At 31.8% G+C, this 13,651-nt stretch carries 13 protein-coding genes and 2 pseudogenes; all 15 read left to right on the forward strand.

The genetic code is table 11. The features are described from left to right. Positions 1–8: 8 nt before the first annotated feature. A pseudogene (locus tag HMPREF2574_RS10660) lies at positions 9–482 on the forward strand (restriction endonuclease subunit S); the annotation flags it as partial. Between the two features lie 60 nt (positions 483–542). Next, positions 543–857: a DUF3847 domain-containing protein gene (locus HMPREF2574_RS03525; protein ID WP_004825302.1), complete on the forward strand. Its 315-nt coding sequence runs from the start codon at positions 543–545 to the stop codon at positions 855–857. 312 nt (positions 858–1,169) lie between these two features. Beyond that, complete coding sequence (gene mobQ, locus HMPREF2574_RS03530) at positions 1,170–2,810, forward strand: MobQ family relaxase (protein ID WP_070584758.1); 1,641 nt, start codon at positions 1,170–1,172, stop codon at positions 2,808–2,810. Between the two features lie 100 nt (positions 2,811–2,910). Further along, positions 2,911–4,389 (forward strand): WD40/YVTN/BNR-like repeat-containing protein, encoded by a 1,479-nt coding sequence (locus HMPREF2574_RS03535; RefSeq protein WP_241686049.1) that lies wholly within the window; start codon positions 2,911–2,913, stop codon positions 4,387–4,389. Positions 4,390–4,465: 76 nt separating this feature from the next. Then, entirely contained in the window at positions 4,466–4,837 is a 372-nt protein-coding gene (locus tag HMPREF2574_RS03540) for a hypothetical protein (RefSeq protein WP_052063280.1), read from the forward strand. Between the two features lie 250 nt (positions 4,838–5,087). After that, positions 5,088–5,615 carry a PcfB family protein gene (locus HMPREF2574_RS03545; RefSeq protein WP_070584760.1) on the forward strand — a complete coding sequence of 176 codons (528 nt, stop codon included), beginning with the start codon at positions 5,088–5,090 and terminating at the stop codon, positions 5,613–5,615. 179 nt (positions 5,616–5,794) lie between these two features. After that, on the forward strand, positions 5,795–6,826 hold the full coding sequence (locus HMPREF2574_RS03550) for a PDDEXK nuclease domain-containing protein (protein WP_036753996.1): 1,032 nt from the start codon (positions 5,795–5,797) through the stop codon (positions 6,824–6,826). Between the two features lie 65 nt (positions 6,827–6,891). After that, positions 6,892–7,635 (forward strand): phage replisome organizer N-terminal domain-containing protein, encoded by a 744-nt coding sequence (locus HMPREF2574_RS03555; protein ID WP_070584762.1) that lies wholly within the window; start codon positions 6,892–6,894, stop codon positions 7,633–7,635. Positions 7,636–7,789: 154 nt separating this feature from the next. Next, complete coding sequence (locus HMPREF2574_RS03560) at positions 7,790–8,014, forward strand: hypothetical protein (RefSeq protein WP_036757784.1); 225 nt, start codon at positions 7,790–7,792, stop codon at positions 8,012–8,014. A gap of 3 nt (positions 8,015–8,017) precedes the next feature. Next, positions 8,018–9,664: a recombinase family protein gene (locus tag HMPREF2574_RS03565; RefSeq protein ID WP_070584764.1), complete on the forward strand. Its 1,647-nt coding sequence runs from the start codon at positions 8,018–8,020 to the stop codon at positions 9,662–9,664. Positions 9,665–9,667: 3 nt separating this feature from the next. Next, positions 9,668–9,751: pseudogene (locus tag HMPREF2574_RS10110) on the forward strand (Maff2 family mobile element protein); the annotation flags it as partial. Between the two features lie 19 nt (positions 9,752–9,770). Beyond that, a complete protein-coding gene (locus tag HMPREF2574_RS03570) occupies positions 9,771–10,634 on the forward strand; it encodes a VirB6/TrbL-like conjugal transfer protein, CD1112 family (protein WP_000466901.1) in 864 nt (287 codons plus the stop codon). 17 nt (positions 10,635–10,651) lie between these two features. Further along, positions 10,652–10,915 carry a hypothetical protein gene (locus tag HMPREF2574_RS03575; protein ID WP_007894829.1) on the forward strand — a complete coding sequence of 88 codons (264 nt, stop codon included), beginning with the start codon at positions 10,652–10,654 and terminating at the stop codon, positions 10,913–10,915. 3 nt (positions 10,916–10,918) lie between these two features. Further along, on the forward strand, positions 10,919–11,308 hold the full coding sequence (locus tag HMPREF2574_RS03580; RefSeq protein ID WP_034440670.1) for a PrgI family protein: 390 nt from the start codon (positions 10,919–10,921) through the stop codon (positions 11,306–11,308). Then, complete coding sequence (locus HMPREF2574_RS03585; protein WP_007894666.1) at positions 11,220–13,649, forward strand: VirB4-like conjugal transfer ATPase, CD1110 family; 2,430 nt, start codon at positions 11,220–11,222, stop codon at positions 13,647–13,649. Before HMPREF2574_RS03580 ends, HMPREF2574_RS03585 begins: the two co-directional genes overlap by 89 nt. The last annotated feature ends 2 nt before the right edge of the window (positions 13,650–13,651 follow it).

A 13,651-nucleotide genomic window follows, 5' to 3' on the forward strand; every position in this document is an offset into this window, starting at 1 on the left:
AATGGAAAGAGTTTATAGTTGGTGATTTATTTGAAAATATTAAAAAGCCTGACGTGCTTCATGCAAGAGAAGTCGTTGAAGATGAGAACGGTATTCCTTATGTAGTAAGAACAAAATTTAATAATGGTATAAAATATAGAGTTACTGAAACTAAAAAAATGACTCCTAGCCCTAAGGGAGTTATATCATTTGGTGCAGAGAATGCATCATTCTTTTATCAAAAAGAAAACTTTGTATCTGGAAGAGATATTTATTATATTGATACAAGACATTTGAGTGAGAAAGCATGTCTATTTTTAGTATCGTGTTTAGACACATTGACTGATAAATATTCTTATAGTTATGGACTATTTCCCGATTTGTTAAAGAAAGAAAAGATAAAACTACCAGTAGATGTTCATGGTAATCCCGATTGGGATTATATGGAGAAATATATTGAAAAAATAAAAGAAAATTGCAATAGAGAAATTCATTGTGTTTGAATTAAAAACGATTAGAAATAAAAATCTAGTCGTTTTTTTTATTGTAAGAAAGGACACATTATGACAAGTAAAAGATTAAGTATTGAAGAACAGATTGAAAAGAAAGAAGAAAGCATTAAGCAATTACAAAATCAAAAAAGACAGTTGAAGAAAAAACTTAATGAACAAGAAAGAAAAGCAAGAAACAAAAGACTTATAGAAAAAGGAGCAGTGTTAGAAAGTATTTTTGAAGAAAGTATTGGTTTAACAAAAGATGAATTTTATAAACTAATGAAATCATTAAATGGTGAAGAAATAAGATTAAACATAATGGGAATTTTAGAAGAAAGAATAGATGATAGTGTAGAAAAATCATCTAAAGAAGAAATAACATAATTGTCCCTTGGTTACAAGGGCGCAATTATACACCCTAAAGGGTGCTTGCGTCCTGCGGAGCCAAACCCTTGCAGGGAGCAACAACCATTCGCTTTTTAAAAGTCAAGGGTAAATAAACTCGCTAACGCTCGCCCTTGACTTTTAAAATTTGAAATGAACAAAACAATTAAGCCGACATACTGAAACAACAAAAATTAATTCAGTAGTCGGCTTTTTTAATTCTATCATTTCAAAACGCTCATTCACAAAGTGGATATAAAAATCTATTAAGCCTCCACCTAAAACAACAAAGAAAGAAAGGAAGTGATAAAAATGGCAGACAGTTTTCATTTTTCAGTAAACATAATATCAAGAGGAAAAGGCAAAAGTGCAGTAGCAAGTGCAGCATATATAAGTGGAGAAAAAATAAAAAATGAATGGGACGGAGTAACCCATGACTATACAAGAAAAGAAAAAGTATTAGTAAAAAATATAATATTGCCTGATCATATACCAAAAGAATTTAATGATAGGTCTACCTTATGGAATAAGGTTGAAATGGCAGAAAAAAATTCTAATGCACAACTAGCAAGACAATTCATAATAGGACTACCAAAAGAGTTATCTTTAAGTGAAAACATAAACCTAGTTGAAAGATATATAAAAGAAAATCTAACATCACAAGGAATGATAGTAGATTATGCAATTCATGATGAGAGTCAAGATAAAAATGGAAATATCCATTGTCATATCATGACCATAATGCGACCCATAAACGAAAAAGGAGAGTTCTTAGCAAAGTCAAAAAAAGAATATATCCTAGATGAAAAAGGAGAAAAAGTATTAAACAAAAATGGAAAACCAAAGACAAGAAAAGTAGAACTAACAACCTGGAACGATAAAGGCAATGTAGAAAAATGGAGAGAAAATTTTTCAGACCTTTGCAATGAATATCTAGCAAAAAACAAGATAGAAAAAAGAGTAGACCATAGGAGTTTTAAAAGACAAAATTCAGATTATCTACCGACAATCCATTTAGGATCAGCAGCAAGTGCAATGGAAAGAAAGGGAATAGAAACTGACAAGGGAAACTATAATAGAGAAATAAGAAAATATAACGTACTTGTAAAAACAATAAAAGAAGAGATAAAAATATTAAAGGGTTGGATAGGAAATCTATTAGATAACCTAACTACTGCTTATGAAAAATTTAAGGATATAGAAAGAGATAAGGTAATAGACAACCCTAAACTTTTCAATCTAACAAATTATCTATTAACATATTCAGAAATTCAAAAAGAAAAAAGTAAATATCTAAAAGGATATGCAAAAACCAATAAAGAAAAATATGACTTCAAAAAGCTAACAAGTGCATATAGTTATTTAAGAAAAAATAACATAGAAACCATAGGTCAGTTACAAACAAAAATAGAAACTTTAAAGTCTAATAGTTATAGGCTAAATAAAAAAGCAAAGACAATCCATAAAGAAATGGAAGATGTAGAAAATAAAATTCTATACTATGAAATCTACAAAGCCAAAAAAGAAGTTTATGAAGAATATCAAAAGAAAAATATATTCACAAAAGACGCATTCTATAATAAACATAAGAAAGACATAGACCAATATAAGGTAGTGAGTGGGAAATTAAAAAAACTCCTATCAGATAAGGAAAAACTAAGTCCTAAAAAGTGGAATGAAGAAAAAAATCTTTTAATGGCAAAGCTTGAAGAAATAAATAAAGAAAAAGACAAGATAAAAGATGAATACCAGGAAATTAATCATATAAAATATTCAGTAGATTTTGTAAACAAAGAACTTGGCATAGATTTATCCATAGAAATAGATAAGCTTATAAAACAAGGCGAAAAACCAAGTGTAATAGCACAGATTAAAAAATATCAAGAGCAACAAGAAAAATACGAAAAGAAAAAAGAGAGAACAAAAGATAGTTATAGGAATTCGGAAAGGTAAGATGTTTTAACTTTATTAGGGGACTTTCAAGCACCGTAGGAAGCTGATATAGAAAAAGTACCTAAAAAATGATATAATGCACATGAATGGAGGGACTGATGTGAAGAAGAAACTAAAACCGTTAGTTGATTATATAATCTTAGTTTTATATTCAATTTGTATGTATATTTTATGGAAAATTTGTAAGTTAGGAGGAACACATTATTGGCTTAGAATTATGTTGCCTTTTGTGATTTTACTAATTATCTTACTTTTAGTCAGATTAATATTAAGACATAGAGGGTATCGGGCAAGTTATTTTAAATTCCGTTTGGTTTTATTTATTGCTATAAGCCTAGTGTTTGGAGGGATGATAATACACACAGCAATTCCTTATAATGGGGCTTTATCTTGGAAAATTGATGATTTCTTAAATCATAAAAAGATAAAATTCATTCATAATAATATTTATGAAAATGGTATTGATGGATTGATAAACGATATAGGAGAAAAAAATTCTTTACCAGAAAAAATTTATGTATCAGATGATTTCTACATTGAGTTTACAGGGGATGGAACAATTACGAATATAGAAACAATGTTATATGGAGAAAATGATAAGGGACAGTTGAAAGGTTTTTTAATTACCTATGACTATAAGAAAGATAGTAAAATAAATATATGGCTTAATAAAGGCGAAGGTCTTAGTATTAATTCGGATAAGTTATTAAATCCTTTTTTCGCAATTCTTAAGCAATCCGATTACAAAGAACAAGTTCATAATTGGGAGGATATAAAACAAAATCAAACATATTCTTTTTTATATTCAGGAAAAGAAAAAGTTAATTCAGAAAAAGGACTCTCTATATTAGATGGAGATGCAGATGGTGATGGAAAATATAATACAGGATTGACGACTTCTATGTTATCAAGAGGAGGAGAATTTAGTGGGTATATGGCTTCTCTTTATATAAAAAATAATGAAGATATATCTTCATTTAAGTATCTAATGGAGCCACAATATATATCGCCGGAAATTCTTGAAAATGAACATAATAGCGAAATAATTGAAGATGCAAAAAGTTCAAAAAGATGGATTACAGATGAAAATAATGGTACGGTTTATACCTTTGTTTTAGATGATAAAAAAATAGGATATAGACTTGTGGTTGTAGATGCTGCTGCCGGTTCAAGGTTCTATGCATTTGAAAAATCAATTGATAGTGGGGAAAATTGGAAAGTTATCAACAAAAATCCTTTTATGGATGAAGCTGGATCAGCTGAAGGAATAATATTCTTTTCAAATGATTTTGGTTTTATTGGAATTCAGGGGGCATCTGGACAGTACTCTCAAATATATAGTACAAAAGATGGAGGCCTTACCTTTAGACAAGTTAATTTACCAATGGATAAGGTAAAAGATATACCAAAAGAGGGAAAAGAAATCGGACTAAAATTGGATGATTATAAGTATCTTTCTATGCCTGAAAGTAAGGGGAATAAATTATATATTACTGTTACAGCAGGGGAGTATGAATCCAATGGAATTCAATTTTATTCTGAAGATGCGGGAGAAAGTTGGAATGTTTTAACGAAATAAAAAATTTGAACTTGAGAATGATTTAGGTAGAGTAAATGAAAAAAATTCTTTTTATTATAATGGTGATTTTTTTGTTGTGATAGATGGCTACACTGCTTTATTAGTCTTAGGTGATTTGATAACCACTACAACTACAATAGAAGTTATCAATCAAAGTGAGGATATTGTCGCAAAGGTAAAAGAGCATTTTAACATTAACTATGAGATAACGAAAATTCAATATAGTCTAGGTTTTCCAGATGGATATGGATTAGAAATATATGATTCTGGAGGAGCTAAAGAACATTTTTTTGAAGATGATGGATTTGAAGATAGTGAAATAGATGCTTACTTTCAAAAATTAAATATAGACACACCTAAATATTTGAAAGTTTTAATAATAGAAATTATCCTTGGAATCATTCTAATAATAGTAATAATTAGAAGAAATAGAATCAATGAACAATGAAGAAATACAGATTATATATTCCAACATGAAAAACTATCTATCAGACAAAAGAACACACATAAACTACTGAAGGTGGAAAGGCATTGTAAGCTATTTTAAAGTATAAAAGGTACAAATACCTAAGAAAGCTATAAAAACATCAAAATAAAGTATTCCACCACCAACAACCAAATAAAAACAATCAAAGGGAAGTATAGAAAAATTAAAGCCTATACTTCCCTTTTTTAATTCAAACAAAGGAGAGAAAAGCATGATAAACGAAGAAATAAGCAAAGAAGCAGGTCAAGCAGCACAAACCGTAATATCATACACGATAAAGGCAGCAAAAGAATCAATCAACTTAGACAAAGAAATAAGAAAAAAGATGAATGAAACTTTAGAAAAAGCAAACGGAAACCTAAAAAGCCTTATGGGCTATGAAATGAAAATAAAAGACCTCTACAAAAAAGGACAACTAGAAAATATAAGCATAGATCAAAGCAACCTCAAAGACTTAAAAAAAGAACTAAACAAACTTGGGGTAAGCTTTTCAGTAATGAAAAACAAAGAAACACAAAACTATGAAATATTCTTCCAATCCAAAGACATAAAAGTAATGGAATATGCCTTTAAACAAGTCATATTCAAGGAAAATAAAAAAGAAAAAGAAAGTATCCTAAAACAAATAAAGAAATACAAAGACCTATCCAAGAACAAGGATAAGACAAAAGAAAAAGTCAAAAGAAAAGTAAAAGAAAAAGTAAAACCAAACAAAAAAGATATGACCAGAGAAATCTAAGGGAGTAACGAAAAGTTACACCCTTAAATAACCATAATAACAAGACTTCCGAAAATCGGAAATCAAGAATTTCGATTATCGAAAATCTGGGAAATATCAAGGCAGATAAGATATAAAATTGAATAAACACAATATTTATGATATAATTAAAGCAATTAAGAGGTCAAAGAGGTGCTTGTATGAATAAGAATAATAAAATAGATAGAGTTCATGATGATGTTTTTAATAGCATAAAAACATTGATGGATAAGGCAAGGAATGAAGTCGCAAGAGAAGTCAATAATATTTTAGTTCAAACATATTGGGAGATTGGACGTATCATCGTAGAAGATGAGCAAGGTCATTCAGAACGAGCTGAGTATGGAAAAGAACTTATAAATGACTTATCAAGACAACTTACAAAGGAATATGGCAAGGGATTTTCTAAGTCTAATTTATTTAATATGAGAAACCTATATTTATCATATCCAATATTCCAGACACTGTCTGGAATATTGACCTGGTCCCATTATTGCGAACTCTTATCCATTAGCGATGAGAAAAAACGAAGCTTCTATGAGAAAGAAAGTATTAATGCAAATTGGTCTGTGAGAGAACTTAAAAGACAAATAAAAACATCACTTTTTGAAAGATTGCTCCTATCATCTGGAGAGGAAAACAAAGAAAAAGTTCTAGACCTAGCTTTAAAGGGCAATGAAATAAATAAGGCAGCTGACCTTGTAAAAGACCCTTATGTATTTGAATTTTTAGGTTTGCCAGAAGAAAAGCCAATGATGGAGAGTGATTTAGAAAAAGCACTCATAGATCATATCGAAAAATTCTTGCTTGAACTTGGTAAGGGTTTTATGTATGTAGGCAGCCAGCAAAGGGTAACTTTAGGCAACACCCACTATTATGTGGACATGGTATTTTATAATAAAATATTAAGGTCTTATGTCTTAATCGAACTAAAAACAAGCAAGCTAATGCCAGAAGCAGTTGGTCAAATAAATATGTATCTCAATTATTATAAGGCAGAAGTCAATGATGAGATGGACAATGAGCCAATAGGAATAATCTTATGTACAGATAAGGACGGAGTACAAGCAGAATACGCCTTAGGAAATTTATCAAATAAAATATTCGCATCAAAATATACTTTGTATATACCAGACAGGGAAGAGCTTGAAGAACAAGTAGAAAAAGTTATTAAAAAATATAAGGAAAAATAAAATATAAATTATAAGGAGAAGTAGAGAAAAAATCTACTTCTTTTTTTATTGCAAGGAGGATTAGAATGGCAACAAACAAAAGATATTATTGGATAAAACTAAAAGAAGAATTTTTCACAGACAAAAGGATAAAAAGATTAAGGAGAATATCGGGAGGAGATACCTACACGATAATCTACCTCAAACTTTTATTACTAAGTCTAAAAGATGAGGGCAAACTCTATTATGACGGAGTAGAAAGTGATTTTATAAAAGAGTTAGCACTAACCATAGATGAAACAGACGATGATGTAATGGTAACAGTTAATTATTTAATAAATCAAGGTTTACTAGAAGTTGTAACAGAAAATGATGAATACTACCTAACTGAAATACCAAACTTAATCGGATCAGAAACAGCATCTACAAGGCGTTCAAGAAAGTCTAGAGAATTAAAAATGTTGCAATGCAACACCAATGCAACACATAAGCAACAAAAGTGCAACGGAGAGATAGAGATAGAGAAAGATATAGAGATAGATAAAGAGAGAGAGGGAGAGATAGAAAAAGATAAAAAGTCCACCCCCATCTTTTATGGAGAATTCAAAAATGTAAGACTAAGCAAAGAAGAATATAAAAATCTTAAAGAAAAATTAAACTCACACACAGACAAAATGATAAATAAACTATCAAGGTACATGGAAAGCAGAGGAAAGACCTATCAAAACCACTATGCGACAATCCTAAATTGGTATGAAAAAGATAAAGATAAACTAAGACATCAAGGTTTAAATAAGAAAATGAACTATGATGTAGGCGAATCTTTATAGATAAAAAGAGGTGGAAAGCCACTATTAAAGACTTTAAGTATAAAAAGGTATCGAAGTATGCCAGAGATAATAAAAATATAAATATGACACTTAAAAGGCGATTAGAAAATTAAAAATCTAATCGCCTTTTTTTTATTGCATGAAAGGATAAGCTATGACAAAAAGACAAACAAAATACATTGTAAAAAGAAATTATGATAATAGAAGAACAGATACAGACGCTTTTCTAAGACTAATAAAAAAATCAAGCAAATTAAGTAAGGACAATGAAATTGAGTACAACAAATATAATATTGATAGTAATAAAAAAGAGTGCTATAATAAAAATAGTTTTAGAGAAAGTTGTGTTATTTCTGAAAACTCAAACAAGGAGGAATAGGAAATGATACAAACAAATTCAAATCACTTTTCATTCAAAGCTGCAATTTATTGCAGACTATCTAAAGATGATGAGCAGAAAGGAGAGAGTGCCAGCATACAAAACCAAAAAGAACTTTTAGAAAACTATGTAAAATCAAAAGGTTGGAGTATTTACGATGTATATATAGATGATGGATACACTGGATTAAATACAAATAGACCATCATTTCAAAGACTAATTAATGATATTGAAAATAAAAAAGTGGATATAGTCATCACTAAGGACTTATCAAGACTTGGAAGAAACTATTTGCAGACTGGATACTATACAGAAAATTTCTTCCCAAAGAACAATGTCAGATATATAGCTTTAAATGATGGAGTAGATACCTTTCAAGAAAACAACGAAATAGTTCCTTTTAAAAATGTTTTAAACGAGTTTTATTCAAGAGATGTTTCCAAAAAGATGAAATCTGCTTATATGACTAGGGCAAGGCAAGGAAAATTTATTGGTTGTCTTGCTCCAATAGGATATAGGAAAGACAATGATAATCCACATAAATTAGTAATCGATGATGAAACTTCATGGATTGTTGAAAAAATTTTTGATCTTGCTTTTAGTGGTTATGGAGTACAAGCAATTAGGAGAAGACTTTTTGAAGAAAAAATACCTACACCTACCTGGTGGAATAGAAAAAAAGGACTTAGAAATAAAAAAACTAAGTTAGAAATGACCGTAGATGGTGGAGAGTATTGGTGGGACTGCACAACCCTAAAAGAAATTATTGAAAATCCTGTTTATATCGGTCATATTGCTAGTCAAAAAGTTAATTATAAATTCAAAGTAGGTTGGTTATCCGATAAACCTAAAGAGGAATGGATAATAGTAGAAAATACACATGAACCAATTATTTCTGAAGATATTTATAATATAGCAAATGAAAAATTAAAGAGCAGAAGAAGACCATTTAAAAATGGAGAAGAAAGCATATTTGCAGGCATTGTGAAATGTCCCGATTGTGGAAAATCTTTAAATCTTGGAAGAAACAAATCAAAAAAAAGAGAAAAGTTACTCACTTGTAACACTTATAGAAGATATGGAAAGTCATTATGTAGTCAACATAGAATTTATTACGATACTCTTTATGAGATAGTGCTTAAAGATATTAGAAAAAATGCAGAAATAGCATTAAAAGACGAAAAAGAAATCATAAAAGCACTTGAAAAATCACGAGAAATTGATAATGAAGAAGAACAAAAATTTATCATGGATAAGATTTACGAAGACCAAATAAGAGTAGAAGACTTAACTAAAAAGATTGAAAGACTATATGATGACTGGCTAGATAACAAGATAAGTGAAAGCAACTTCCAAAAAATTCTTGAAAAATCGCAGAAAGAACAAGATTATCTAAATCAAAGAATAGAGGATAATCAAAAATTGATTGTTAAAGAAGATCTTGAAGATATTAATGTCAAAAAATGGATTGAACTCATAAAAAAACATAAGGATATAAAGAAGCTGGACAAAGAAACCTTAAACGAACTCATCTCAAAAATCTATGTTCACGAAAAAGAAATAGTGAATGGAGAAATCACCCAAACAATTGATATTTACTACAATTTCATAGGAAATACAGACACACTACAAGTATTTTACAATCTCTAATTAGGCATAAAGCAGCTTATGGCAGGAGGCGGCATTGTCCTTATCGGATTAAAGCTGATTCCGCTTCTTGCAAATGTACTCAAGTAAGAAGAAAAGGAGAAATTAAATGTTTGGGATATTCGACAAGATAGAGGAGTTTTTCAAAGATCTTCTACTGGGCGGTATCCAAGCAAACTTAGAGTCCATGTTTCTTGACATCAACGATAAAGTTGGTGCGATTGCAACGGATGTGGGAAAGACACCGATGGGGTGGAACGGACAGGTTTTTAGTTTTATCAAAAGCATTAACGACTCTGTCATTATCCCCATTGCAGGGCTAATCATAACGGCAGTCCTTTGTATCGAGCTTATCAATATGGTTATGCAAAAGAACAATATGCACGATACAGATACCTTTGAATTTTTCAAGTACATCATAAAGATGTGGATTGCCGTATGGTTAGTGTCCCATGCTTTTCAGTTTTCTATGGCAGTCTTTGATGTTGCACAGCACATGGTAAATAAAGCGGCAGGGGTAATTAACACCTCTGCCGTTATCTCCGGAGATCAGATTGTAACGATGGTAGAAGGCTTAAAAGATAAAGGTCTTGGAGAGCTTGTCATGATACTCTTTGAAACCTCGCTCATAAAGGTGGCAATACAGGTCATTTCCATTGTGATTATGCTTGTGGTATACGGCAGAATGTTTGAGATTTATGTTTACTCATCCGTTTCAGCCATTCCTTTTGCCACAATGGGAAACAAAGAGTGGGGACAAATCGGAACAAACTATATCAAAGGCTTATTTGCCATAGGATTACAAGGACTCTTTTTAATGGTTTGTCTTGGAATATACGCAGTATTAGTTAAAACAATACAGATAACAGATATACACACAAGTACCTTTACGATACTTGGATATGCGGTTTTGCTGGGGTTAATGATGCTAAAGAGCGGAACACTGGCCAAAAGCGTATTAAATGCACACTAAAAGAAAGGAAATATATGATGAACAAAAGAAAAACAGTATTGATAGCAGTAGCAGTTGGAACAGGTATTTTGGCAGTAATGGATAGAATCAGGCTTCACAGCAAAGTGGAGGACTTGGAAGAAAGAACAAAAGACATCGGTCGCTGCCACAATGATTTTTGTCTAATGCAGGAAAGATATAACAGAAGTACAAATGAACAGATTGCAAGTATTCAGGAAGAAATCGGCTCCGTATATGAGCATATAGAGGAGCTTTCAAAGGGTAAAGAAGATGGGAGGTAAGTTATGGCGTATGTACCTATCCCAAAAGACTTAAAGAAGGTAAAAACAAAGGTTGCATTCAACCTGACAAAAAGACAACTGATAGGTTTTACGATTGCAGGACTGATTGGAATACCAATCTATTTATTTATGCGAAAGGTTGTTCCAAATGATATAGCAGTCATCTTTCTCATTGTGTCTACTCTCCCTATATTTTTTACCACTCTTTTTGAAAAGGATGGACTTAGCTTTGAGAAATACTTTAAGTATATTTACCTTCATAAATTTTATCAGCCACAAAAAAGAGTGAGAAAGGAGGTTTATCTTGAAAGACAAAAGAAAAATTCAGCAGCTAAAGTTAGAACAAAACCAAAAGAAGTTAAGAAGTCAAAAACAGGACTTAAAGCAAAATAAGGGAAAGTCTAAAAAAGATAGGGGCGGATTACTTGACCTTATCTTTAGGAAAGAACCGAAAAGATACACTGTTGAAGATACCATTCCCTATCTTAGACTCTTAAAAAGCGGGATATGTCAGATTGATGAAAAGCATTTTAATAAGAGTATTGCCTTTGAGGATATAAACTATCAGCTTGCCTTAGAAGAAGATAGAGATTTGATTTTTAATCAGTTTGCAAATTTTCTTAATTCCTTTGATCCAAGTGTCAGCATAGAGTTTTCATATATCAATCAGCTTGGCAGAAATGAAGAAATGAAATCAGCTATTCAAATACCGGATAAAAAGGACGGGTTTGACGATATTCGCCTTGAGTTTAGAGAAATGCTCAAAAGTCAGATTGTAAAGGGAAATAACGGACTGAAAAAATCAAAGTATGTAACCTTTACAGTGGAAGCGGATAATTTAGAGCAGGCAACATCAAAACTGGAAAGACTGGAGATAGATATATTATCGAGTCTTAAAAGTATGGGAGTAAGAGCAGAAAGCCTTAACGGAGAGGAAAGGCTGAAGATACTTCATGATGTTTTAAATCCGAATAAGACCTTTGAATTTTCATATAAGGACTTAAAGAAGAAAGAAAGCACAAAGACATACATTGTTCCTGATGAATTTAACTTTACACCGTCAAGGTATTTTAAGTTTGGAAAATTTATCGGAGCAGCAAGTCATTTTCAAATCCTTGCAAGTGAGCTTTCCGACCGTATGCTTGCTGAGTTTTTGGATATAGATGATAACATCAATATCTCTTTTCATATCAAGGCAATCGAACAGTCGGAAGCCATCAAGATGGTAAAAAGAAAAAATACCGATATTGACAAGATGAAGATTGAGGAGAATAAAAAGGCTGTAAGAAGCGGTTATGATATGGACATTCTTCCAAGTGATTTAATCACCTATGGAGAAGATGTAAAAAGCCTCTTAAAAGACCTCCAGACAAGAGATGAAAGAATGTTTGTTGTAACCATTATCTTTATGAACTTTGCAAGGACAATTCAAAAGCTGGACAATACCATTTCTCAAATCAGCTCTATTGCCAATAAGCATAATTGCAAGTTAAAAAGGCTTGATCACTCACAGGAGCAGGGCTTAATCAGTGTACTTCCACTTGGGGTAAATAAGATTGAAATTGACAGAGGACTAACCTCATCATCTACGGCAGTATTTATGCCTTTTACCACAGAGGAGCTTTTCATAAATTCGGCGAACAGTTTGTATTACGGACTAAATGCCCTAAGCCATAACCTGATTATGGCAGATAGAAAGAAACTGAAAAATCCAAACGGTCTAATTCTCGGAACTCCGGGAAGTGGTAAGTCCTTTAGTGCAAAAAGAGAAATGGCAAATGCCATTCTTACAACCGATGATGATGTGATTATCTGCGATCCGGAAGGCGAGTACGGAAACCTTGTTCGTCAGTTTAAAGGAGAAGTCATAAAGGTCAGTAGTAAGTCAAAAGACTATCTAAATCCCCTTGACATCAATATGAACTATGGCGATGGGGACGCACCACTAAAGGACAAAGCAAACTTCATTATGTCGATGCTTGAATTAGTAGTTGGCGGTAGTGGTCTTACAGCAGAAGAAAAGTCGGTTATAGACAGATGCCTTCCTAAGATTTATGAAAAGTATTTCGAAAATCCAGAGCCTTGTAATATGCCCATTCTTCAAAACCTATATGATATGTTAAAAAATCAGGAAGAAAAAGTCGGTAAAAAGCTGGCAACGGAAATGGAGATTTATGTAACAGGCTCTCTTAATGTATTTAACCATCAGTCCAATGTGGACTTAAATAAGCAGCTTCTTTGTTTTGATATTAAGGAACTTGGAAGTCAGCTTAAAAAAATCGGAATGCTTGTTATTCAGGATCAGGTATGGAATAAGGTATCGCAAAACAGAGGAAATAAGGCTACAAGGTACTATATCGACGAGTTTCACTTGCTTTTAAAAGACGAGCAGACAGCTTCCTATTCCGTAGAGATTTGGAAAAGATTTCGTAAGTGGGGAGGAATCCCGACAGGCATTACACAGAATGTCAAAGACCTACTGATGAGTAAAGAAATTGAAAATATCTTTGATAATACGGACTTTGTTTTAATGCTCAATCAGGCTTCCGGCGATAGAGAAATTTTAGCAAGGAAACTTAAAATCTCACAGCCACAGCTAAAATATGTAACCAATTCCAATGCAGGAGAAGGACTTTTGTTCTTTGGAAATACCATTGTTCCTTTCCTTGATAAGTTCCCGAAAGACACAATCCTTTATCAGAAGATGACAACCAAGCCTGAAGAAGTGAGGTAGGC

Source organism: Streptococcus sp. HMSC034E12 (assembly GCF_001835915.1).
Taxonomy (GTDB): domain Bacteria; phylum Bacillota; class Bacilli; order Lactobacillales; family Streptococcaceae; genus Streptococcus; species Streptococcus vaginalis.

Excerpts from the sequence above, each read along its gene's own strand:
- HMPREF2574_RS03560 (WP_036757784.1), top strand. The coding sequence starts at position 7,790 with ATGACAAAAAGACAAACAAAATACATTGTAAAAAGAAATTATGATAAT.
- mobQ (WP_070584758.1), top strand. The coding sequence starts at position 1,170 with ATGGCAGACAGTTTTCATTTTTCAGTAAACATAATATCAAGAGGAAAA.
- HMPREF2574_RS03580 (WP_034440670.1), top strand. The coding sequence starts at position 10,919 with ATGGCGTATGTACCTATCCCAAAAGACTTAAAGAAGGTAAAAACAAAG.
- HMPREF2574_RS03525 (WP_004825302.1), top strand. The coding sequence starts at position 543 with ATGACAAGTAAAAGATTAAGTATTGAAGAACAGATTGAAAAGAAAGAA.
- HMPREF2574_RS03545 (WP_070584760.1), top strand. The coding sequence starts at position 5,088 with ATGATAAACGAAGAAATAAGCAAAGAAGCAGGTCAAGCAGCACAAACC.
- HMPREF2574_RS03570 (WP_000466901.1), top strand. The coding sequence starts at position 9,771 with ATGTTTGGGATATTCGACAAGATAGAGGAGTTTTTCAAAGATCTTCTA.
- HMPREF2574_RS03550 (WP_036753996.1), top strand. The coding sequence starts at position 5,795 with ATGAATAAGAATAATAAAATAGATAGAGTTCATGATGATGTTTTTAAT.
- HMPREF2574_RS03555 (WP_070584762.1), top strand. The coding sequence starts at position 6,892 with ATGGCAACAAACAAAAGATATTATTGGATAAAACTAAAAGAAGAATTT.
- HMPREF2574_RS03575 (WP_007894829.1), top strand. The coding sequence starts at position 10,652 with ATGAACAAAAGAAAAACAGTATTGATAGCAGTAGCAGTTGGAACAGGT.
- HMPREF2574_RS03565 (WP_070584764.1), top strand. The coding sequence starts at position 8,018 with ATGATACAAACAAATTCAAATCACTTTTCATTCAAAGCTGCAATTTAT.